This is a genomic window from Acetatifactor sp. (assembly GCF_982438285.1).
Genome location: NZ_CEWDFQ010000118.1, coordinates 1 through 8,325, shown reverse-complemented (window position 1 = coordinate 8,325; position 8,325 = coordinate 1). Strand labels below are relative to the sequence as shown.

The window sequence follows — 8,325 nt, the reverse complement described above, 5'->3', positions numbered from 1 at the left end:
GTATGACAATGTGGAGGTGTATCTGACCAGAACGGAGGATGTAGATTTATCCCTGAAAGAAAGGGCGGAATTTGCCGCTTCGGTGGGCGCGGATTTTTTGTTCAGCATTCACTACAATGCTTCCCCCAGCCACGACCTGTTCGGCTCTGAGGTCTGGATTTCCGCGGAAACACCATTCAACGCCTACGGTTATCAATTCGGATGTATACAGCTTGACACAATGCGCGGCATGGGTCTTTTTTTAAGAGGCGTCAAGACTAGGATAAATGACAGCGGAAAGGACTATTACGGAATCATCAGAGAGGCTTCGGCACTCAATATTCCGGCAGTCATCATTGAGCACTGTCATGTGGATGAGGAGCGGGATATTCCTTTTTGCAATACAAGCAAAGCCTGGGCTGACCTCGCCAGAGCCGACGCTTTAAGCGTGGCAAAATATTTTGGTCTCTCCAGCAGTGCGCTTGGGGTGGATTACTCAGAATTCAGTGAAACCCTGCCAGAAGTGAAGGAACACGCAAGAGTCCAGCAGACCTTAAAGGATGAAACGCCTCCTGATGTGTGCAGCGTAGAATTCCTGGATGCGGACTATCAAACGGGAGCGCTTTCTGTGACTGTGACAGCTGCCGATTATGACAGTCCCCTGCTTTATTATGATTACAGCATCGACGGCGGAGAAACCTATTCTGTCTTATATCCCTGGCCCGGCAGCAACGCCCTGGAAGGAACCTATACGGATACCTTTACACTGTCCCTGACCATTCCGTCGGGCGTCATGCCCTCTGTGGTGGTCAGGGCCTACAATCTGTTTGACGTTCCTGCTAAGAGCAACTGCCTGACGTCTCTTCAGGAATTTTGGTACGGGGAGGAGGCTGAGGAACAAGGGGCCGAATCCTTTGGGGAGCCTGAAAAAGAGCAGACAGACTCTCCCGGCACAAAAACCTTTCTGCCTGCCAGCGCAGACGCCTTGGAACAGGAAAGTCCTCAAAGCTTTCTTTCCTTTTTAATGCTGTGTCTTTTGTTTGTGGTACTTTTGTTTGCAGTGATTCTGACCTGTCAGGCCGTAAGCCTTTCCCGGCGCAGGAGGAAAAGGTATCGTCAGCGCAGAAAAGAGGAGGGGGACAGCAGGAACCACAGAAAATAATAGACTGCGGTAAGGGCTGTCAAAATTGCCTTATGTCCGGCATATTGCAGGATGGAAAGTCCCGTTCCCTTCAGGCAGCTGTAGGTCTGTGCAATGCAGGAGAGCCCGCCGAAGGAAAGCGCAAGCAGACTGTAAAGAGGCGCCTTGTCGGACAAAAGATTTAACCCGCCTGTGATTTCCAGAATCGGAGCCGTGGGAGCAAAGGGGCTTCCCGTGAGTATGTGAGGAAGGAGATTCAGCAGATTAAACAAAATCATATATCCGCCCAGACTTAAAATACTCTGAACGGAAGCGGAGACTGCATCGTCAACCTCCGCCAGAATGCTTTCCTTTTTCCAGGAGATACGGTCCTCCTTCTTTTTTTCCTGTTTGGTCAGTGTAAGGTCTCTGAATCTGGTATGACGCAGAAAAAGCCCATAGAGCAGCGGAAGCCCATACATGCCAAACAGGTAGGGCCAAAGCTGCCTTCGGTGCAGCAGCGGAAGTACAAAGCTGCAAAAATACACCGGGCCTATATTATTGCAAAAGGCCATCAGATATTCCGCTTCTCTCTGGGTGATCATCCGGCGTGACAGCAGGTCCGCCGTCACCCGCGCCCCCATGGGGAAGCCGCACAAAAATCCCATGATCATGGCGTAGCACACATTTTTCCGCACCCGGTATAAGGGACGGAGAAAAGGATAGAGCAGGGCGGAAAACCCTTCCGTCAGTCTCATGCGGACCATGATGCCGGAGATGATCATAAAAGGAAGCAGGGTGGGAATCATTTTTTGGAACCACAGCTGCAGACCTGTCAGCGCATAGTAGAGGCTGATCTGTGAATGGGTTAAAATGCAGCCTGTCAAAAACAGAAAAAACAGCGTATACAGAATTTTCATGAGGCGGACGCTCCTTTCCACCAATATATGTCCGCAGAGGGAGTTTCATGCGTTTGGATAAATATTTATGTGAACTAAATACAGGCACCAGATCACAGGCAAAAGCTTATATCCGCCAGGGGCTTGTGCAGGTGGGCGGCGTGGTTGTCAAAAGCCCCGAGTTTCAGGTGAATGAAGCGACCGATCAGGTCTCCTTAAGGGGAGCCCTCCTCCAATATCAGAAATTTACCTATTTCATGCTGAATAAGCCAAAGGGAGTTGTGTCGGCCACAAAAGACCGGACGGAGCGGACCGTGTTAGACCTGCTTCCAGGGGACAGGCAAAGGGGACTTTTCCCGGCAGGAAGGCTTGACAAGGATACCGAGGGGCTTCTTCTGCTTACGGACGACGGACCGCTGGCCCACCGTCTGCTGTCTCCCAAAAGGCATGTGGAAAAAACCTATCTGGTGAAAACGAAAGAGCCCATAACGCCTCAGGCGGCCGCTGCTTTGGAGACGGGAGTGGACATGGGGGATGGGGAGACATCCCTGCCGGCCAGGGTCCGCATCCTGAAAGACAAGGAACTTCTGCTTACCATTCACGAGGGGAAATTCCACCAGGTAAAGAGGATGCTTGGGGCGGTGGACAACCAAGTGGAAGCCTTAAAAAGAGTTTCCTTTGGAGGACTTAAGCTGGACGAGGGGCTAAAGCCCGGTGAATACCGGGAATTATCGGCACAGGAGGTTTCTGTTTTATATGAACAGGCAGGAAATTCTTTATCATGAGCTGCTTTTGAACAAGGAGGCGGTGATCTTTGATCTGGATGGGTCTCTGGTGGATTCCATGTGGATGTGGGAGAGGATCGATATTGAATACTTGGGGAAATTCGGTATTCCCATGCCGAAAGATCTGCAAAGGCAGATCGAAGGAATGAGCTTTAGCGAGACTGCCCAGTATTTTAAGAGTCATTTTCATCTGCAGGATTCCCTGGAGCAGATAAAAGAGGACTGGAACCGGATGGCCTGGGATAAATATCAACATGAGGTTCCTTTAAAGCCGGGCGCCGCTGCATTTTTGGAGCAATGCCGCAAAGATGGAGTGAGGCTTGGCATTGCCACCAGCAACTCCAGAGAGCTGGTGGAAACCATTGCGGAAGTGCACGGCCTGCGGGAATATTTTTCCTGTATTATGACGGCCTGCGATGTAAAGAAGGGAAAGCCTGCTCCCGACATTTATCTGGCGGTTGCCGGAGCGCTTGGGGTTTCTCCAAAGAACTGCCTGGTGTTTGAAGATATTGTCCCTGGCATTATGGCGGGAAAAAATGCCGGTATGGAGGTGTGTGCCGTGGAGGATGCCTATTCCCTTTCCCAAAAAGAGGAAAAGCAGCTTCTGGCAGATTATTATATTGAGGATTTTAGGAGAATACTATATTGAAAAATAGATTTTTGCCCATTTCCCCTGCAGACATGCAGGAGAGGGGAATCAAGCAGCTTGATTTCGTATATGTGATCGGAGATGCTTATGTGGATCATCCTTCCTTCGGACACGCCATTATCAGCCGCGTTCTGGAGGCTCACGGCTACAGCGTGGGAATCATCTCCCAGCCGGACTGGAAGGACGACAAAAGCATTACCCTCTTGGGCCGTCCCAGGCTGGGCTTCCTGGTTTCTGCAGGAAATATGGACAGCTGTGTCAATCACTATTCCGTCTCCAAAAAAAGACGCGCCACAGACGCCTATACGCCGGGCGGCGTTATGGGGAAGCGTCCGGATCACGCTGCAGTGGTCTACGGCAATCTCATTCGGAAAAGCTATCGGGATGTTCCCATAATCCTGGGAGGGATTGAGGCCAGTCTGCGCCGTATGGCCCACTATGACTACTGGTCGGACAGCTTCAAGCGTTCCATTCTGCTGGACAGCCAGGCAGATTTGATCTCCTACGGAATGGGAGAGCGTTCCATTGTGGAGATCGCAGACGCTTTGGCAGCTGGCATCGCTGTGAGAGATATTACCTTTATCAAGGGAACCGTATATAAAACAAAAGATACTTCCGGCGTTTATCAGGGCATTGTCCTTCCCTCCTATGAGGATATGAAAGAAGAGAAGGCTCTCTATGCAAAGAGCTTTCTCACCCAGTATGAGAATACCGATTTCTGTACGGGCAAACCCTTGATAGAGCCTTACCCCAACGGCGTCTATGTGGTGCAGAATCCACCCCAGCCGCCGCTTACCACAGAGGAAATGGACAGTGTTTACGATCTCCCTTATATGCGGACCTATCATCCCTCCTACCAGCCCCTTGGAGGCGTTCCGGCCATAGCGGAGATAAAGTTTTCCCTGATCAGCAACCGGGGCTGCTTTGGAGGCTGCAGCTTCTGCGCCCTTACCTTCCATCAGGGGCGGACCATTCAGGCAAGAAGTCATGAATCCATCTTAAAGGAGGCTGTGCTCCTCACAGAGGATCCCGATTTTAAAGGCTATATCCATGATGTGGGAGGTCCAACCGCCAATTTCAGACAGCCCTCCTGCGAAAAGCAGCTCACCCAGGGAGTCTGTAAAAACAGGCAGTGCCTTTTTCCCAAGCCCTGTCCCAACCTGAAGGCCGATCACCGGGACTATCTGACCTTGCTTCGCAGGCTGCGCGCTCTTCCTAAGGTGAAGAAGGTTTTTATCCGCTCGGGCATCCGGTTTGATTATCTTTTAGCGGACCCGGACGACACCTTTTTTAAGGAACTGGTGAAATACCATGTGAGCGGACAGCTGAAGGTGGCTCCGGAGCACATTTCCGACCCGGTCTTAAAGCGCATGGGGAAACCGGAAAATGCGGTCTATGAGCGTTTTGTAGAGAAATATTATAAGCTTAATGATAAACTGGGGAAAAAACAATTTCTGGTTCCCTATCTGATGTCCTCCCATCCGGGCTCCACCTTAAAGGAGGCGGTAGAGCTGGCAGAATACTTAAGAGACCTGGGGTATATGCCTGAGCAGGTGCAGGATTTTTATCCTACGCCCTCCACCATGTCCACAGTGATGTACTATACGGGAATCGATCCAAGGGATGGAAAAAGGGTATATGTCTGCCGGAACCCTCATGAAAAGGCCATGCAGCGGGCCCTGATCCAGTATCGCAGCCCAAAGAATTACGATCTGGTATATGAGGCCCTGACTCTGGCGGGACGAAAGGACTTGATCGGCTTTGACAAAAAATGCCTGATCCGCCCAAGGATAAAGAACCTTCAAAGCAGGGAAAAACCTGAAAAGAAAAAGATGAAAAAGAAAACCATCCGAAATGTTCATAAAAAGAAATAGGAAAAGGAGGCATAACCATGAACGTGATCATTATTACAGGAGCATCCTCTGGAATCGGGAAGGAATTCGCCTTGCAGATGGATGCGGCTTTTTCTAATGTAGATGAATTCTGGCTGGTTGCAAGGAGCAGGGACAAGTTAAAGGAAACAGCGGCGGCCATGGAGCACAAAACCCGTATCCTTGCCATGGATATTACAAAGGACGCCCAGCTGGAACGGCTGGAGGATACGCTGACAGAAAAAAATGCGGTGGTGCGCATGCTGATCAACTGTGCCGGCTACGGGCTGATGGGAAGCTTTGAAAAGCAAAATAGAGAGGAAATGCTCGGCATGATCCGCTTAAACTGCGAAGCGCTTACCAACCTGACCCACCGGGTGATTCCTTTTATGAGAAGAGGCAGCCGCATCATCCAGCTTGCCTCCAGCGCAGCCTTTGTGCCCCAGCCTGATTTTGCGGTGTATGCCGCCTCAAAGGCCTATGTGCTTAGCTTTTCCAGAGCCATCGGAAAGGAGCTTTCAGAAAAGGGCATCTATGTGACTGCAGTGTGTCCGGGTCCTGTGCGCACTCCCTTCTTTGACATTGCGGAAAAAACCGGCACCACCCTTGCCATCAAGAAGTATACCTTCGTCTCCCCAAAACGGGTGGCAGCATTGGCATTAAAGGATTCTTACCGCCGCCGCGCCATGTCTGTGTGCAGCATTCCTATAAAGGGCTTCCTGGGGCTTACAAAGTTTGTGCCCCACGAGATCATACTGGAGGCCATGATGCTTTTAAAAAAGAAAGGATTCTATTAAATGCAGCTTTTACGAATGTTTTCCACTGCAAAATACAAAGGCAAAAAGGGGTATCTTAAAACACAGAAGAAATACGAAATACTCCGCACATTCCTGTATTTTGGCATTTCCCTGAGCTTGTTTGCCGCAGGCTATATCACCACCAAAACCAGACTGAATCTGCTTACCGTAGTGGCTATTTTAGGATGCCTTCCCGCCAGCAAAAGTGCGGTGGGAATGATCATGTTTCTGCGTTTTCAGGGCTGTTCTGAAAACAATGCAGAGGAGATTGAGAAGCACAGTGAAGGTCTTTTTTGTCTTTATGACATGGTTTTTACATCCTATCAGAAAAATTACAATGTGGCACATCTGGCTGTAAAGGGAAATACCGTATGCGGCTACACCCAGGATGGCTCTTTCCACGAGCAGTCCTTTTACCAGCATATAGACGGAATGCTGAAGGCGGACGGCTTGACCAGCGTATCCGTAAAAATCTATAAAGATCTTTCAAAATACACAAGCCGCCTGGAACAAATGAGGGAATTGGATACGGACCAGGGAAATTCCCAAAGGGTCATTGATTCCCTGAAAAACATCGCTCTATAGGAGAATTTTTCATGCAGTCAATTATCATCGGCAGCAATCAGGCAGGACAGCGGCTGGATAAATTCCTGCGCAAATGCCTGCCGGAGGCGGGCAGCGGTTTTTTATATAAAATGCTGCGGAAAAAAAATATTACTCTGAATGGGAAAAAGGCAGAGGGAAAAGAGATTCTTTCCCAGGGTGATGAGGTTAAGCTCTTTTTTTCGGAGGAGACCTTTCAGAAATTTTCTAAAGCCCCTGCCAAGTCCGCTTCTGAAAAAGAATATCTGCTGGCTTATCAAACTCTGAAGGGTGTTGAGATTCTTTATGAAGATCAGGATATTCTGCTGTTAAACAAGCCTGCCGGAATGCTGGCCCAAAAGGCGGCTCCAAAGGACCTGAGCCTCAACGAATGGCTCGTCGGTTATCTGATTTCACACACAAAAGGAATGAAGGAGGAACTTTCCACCTTTCATCCAGCTGTCTGTAACCGCCTGGACCGCAATACCAGCGGCATTGTGCTCTGCAGCGCATCTATGTGCGGTTCTCAGACGCTTGGCAGGCTTTTAAAGGAAAGAACCCTGAAAAAATATTATCACACCATCTGCACAGGAGAGCTGAAAGAACCGGGATTTTTGGAGGGAAGGCTCATGCGGGAGGAAAATCGTGTGGTAATACAAAATGAGACCGGCGAAAAGAATCTGACAGGAAAGGAAAGCCTGATCAAAACGGCTTACCGTCCCATCTGTGCAAAAAACGGCTATACCCTTTTGGAGGTGGAGCTGATCACCGGAAAAACCCACCAGATCAGAGCCCATCTTGCCAGTATAGGACATCCTGTAATCGGGGATGCAAAATACGGAGATTTGACAGCAAACAGGCAGCTGAAAAAACGTTTTGGGCTTCAGCATCAGCTGCTTCACGCTCATCATGTGATTTTTCCCATGGAGCTTTCGGATCATATGGCACATCTGAGAGGACGTATGTTTACGGCAGAGCCTCCCTCTTACTTTAAGGAAATTATGAAGTCCCTGGGACTTTACGGGAAGGAAGGATAGCTTTTATGGCAACATGGAATTCCAGGGGCCTTAGAGGCTCCACCCTGGAAGATATGATCAACCGGACAAATGAAAAGTATGCGCAGAGCGGGCTTGCGCTGATCCAGAAAATTCCGACTCCCATCACGCCCATCAAAATCGATAAAGAAAACCGGCATATCACCCTGGCCTATTTTGAACAAAAAAGTACGGTGGACTATATCGGCGTGGTGCAGGGACTTCCGGTCTGCTTTGACGCCAAGGAGTGCGCTTCGGATACCTTCGCCCTACAAAATATTCATGCGCATCAGGTGAGCTTCATGGAGCAGTTTGAAAAGCAAGGGGGCATCGCTTTTTTCCTGATCTATTACACGCACAAGGATATTTTGTATTATCTGCCCTTTGAAATGCTGCTTTATTTTTGGAATCGGGCAAAGGAGGGCGGCAGAAAAAGCTTCCGCTACGAGGAACTGAATCCCTCCTATGTGCTTCCGAAAAAGCATGGCGTCCTGGTGCCTTATCTGGATATGCTGCAAAGAGATTTGGACGACAGGGAATAGCCTGTAAGCAGCTGTAGGTTTGTCAAACATTTGTTACATTGACTGTAAATAATCCTGAAGTACCTCT

Annotated in this window: 9 protein-coding genes; 8 read left to right on the top strand and 1 reads right to left on the bottom strand. The window is 49.4% G+C overall.

Annotated elements, in window-relative coordinates; genetic code table 11:
• Positions 1-1,141, top strand: a 1,141-nt coding sequence (locus AC1WIP_RS07505) for an N-acetylmuramoyl-L-alanine amidase family protein (protein WP_481141269.1), incomplete at its 5' end; no start/stop codon positions are given.
• Here the strand turns inward: AC1WIP_RS07505 and AC1WIP_RS07500 are convergent.
• Positions 1,096-2,019, bottom strand: a complete 924-nt coding sequence (locus AC1WIP_RS07500) for a hypothetical protein (protein ID WP_481141268.1) — start codon at positions 2,017-2,019, stop codon at positions 1,096-1,098. The two genes, AC1WIP_RS07505 and AC1WIP_RS07500, sit on opposite strands and share 46 nt — an antisense overlap.
• 47 nt (positions 2,020-2,066) lie before the next feature.
• Between AC1WIP_RS07500 and AC1WIP_RS07495 the strand changes: the two genes are divergently transcribed.
• From AC1WIP_RS07495 to AC1WIP_RS07465, 7 genes are read left to right on the top strand one after another with little or no spacing between them, the layout of a single operon-like run.
• The gene (locus AC1WIP_RS07495) at positions 2,067-2,783 is read left to right on the top strand and encodes a 16S rRNA pseudouridine(516) synthase (protein ID WP_481141267.1); all 717 of its coding nucleotides are present in this window, start codon (positions 2,067-2,069) and stop codon (positions 2,781-2,783) included.
• Position 2,784: 1 nt separating this feature from the next.
• Complete coding sequence (locus AC1WIP_RS07490) at positions 2,785-3,432, top strand: HAD family hydrolase (protein WP_481141270.1); 648 nt, start codon at positions 2,785-2,787, stop codon at positions 3,430-3,432.
• A complete protein-coding gene (locus tag AC1WIP_RS07485) occupies positions 3,429-5,306 on the top strand; it encodes a YgiQ family radical SAM protein (RefSeq protein WP_481141266.1) in 1,878 nt (625 codons plus the stop codon). Before AC1WIP_RS07490 ends, AC1WIP_RS07485 begins: the two co-directional genes overlap by 4 nt.
• 17 nt (positions 5,307-5,323) lie before the next feature.
• Positions 5,324-6,100 carry an SDR family NAD(P)-dependent oxidoreductase gene (locus AC1WIP_RS07480; protein WP_481141265.1) on the top strand — a complete coding sequence of 259 codons (777 nt, stop codon included), beginning with the start codon at positions 5,324-5,326 and terminating at the stop codon, positions 6,098-6,100.
• Positions 6,101-6,685 carry a hypothetical protein gene (locus AC1WIP_RS07475; protein ID WP_481141264.1) on the top strand — a complete coding sequence of 195 codons (585 nt, stop codon included), beginning with the start codon at positions 6,101-6,103 and terminating at the stop codon, positions 6,683-6,685.
• Positions 6,686-6,696: 11 nt separating this feature from the next.
• Entirely contained in the window at positions 6,697-7,719 is a 1,023-nt protein-coding gene (locus AC1WIP_RS07470) for an RluA family pseudouridine synthase (protein WP_481141263.1), read from the top strand.
• Positions 7,720-7,724: 5 nt separating this feature from the next.
• A complete protein-coding gene (locus tag AC1WIP_RS07465; RefSeq protein WP_481141262.1) occupies positions 7,725-8,258 on the top strand; it encodes a Holliday junction resolvase RecU in 534 nt (177 codons plus the stop codon).
• Positions 8,259-8,325: the final 67 nt, after the last annotated feature.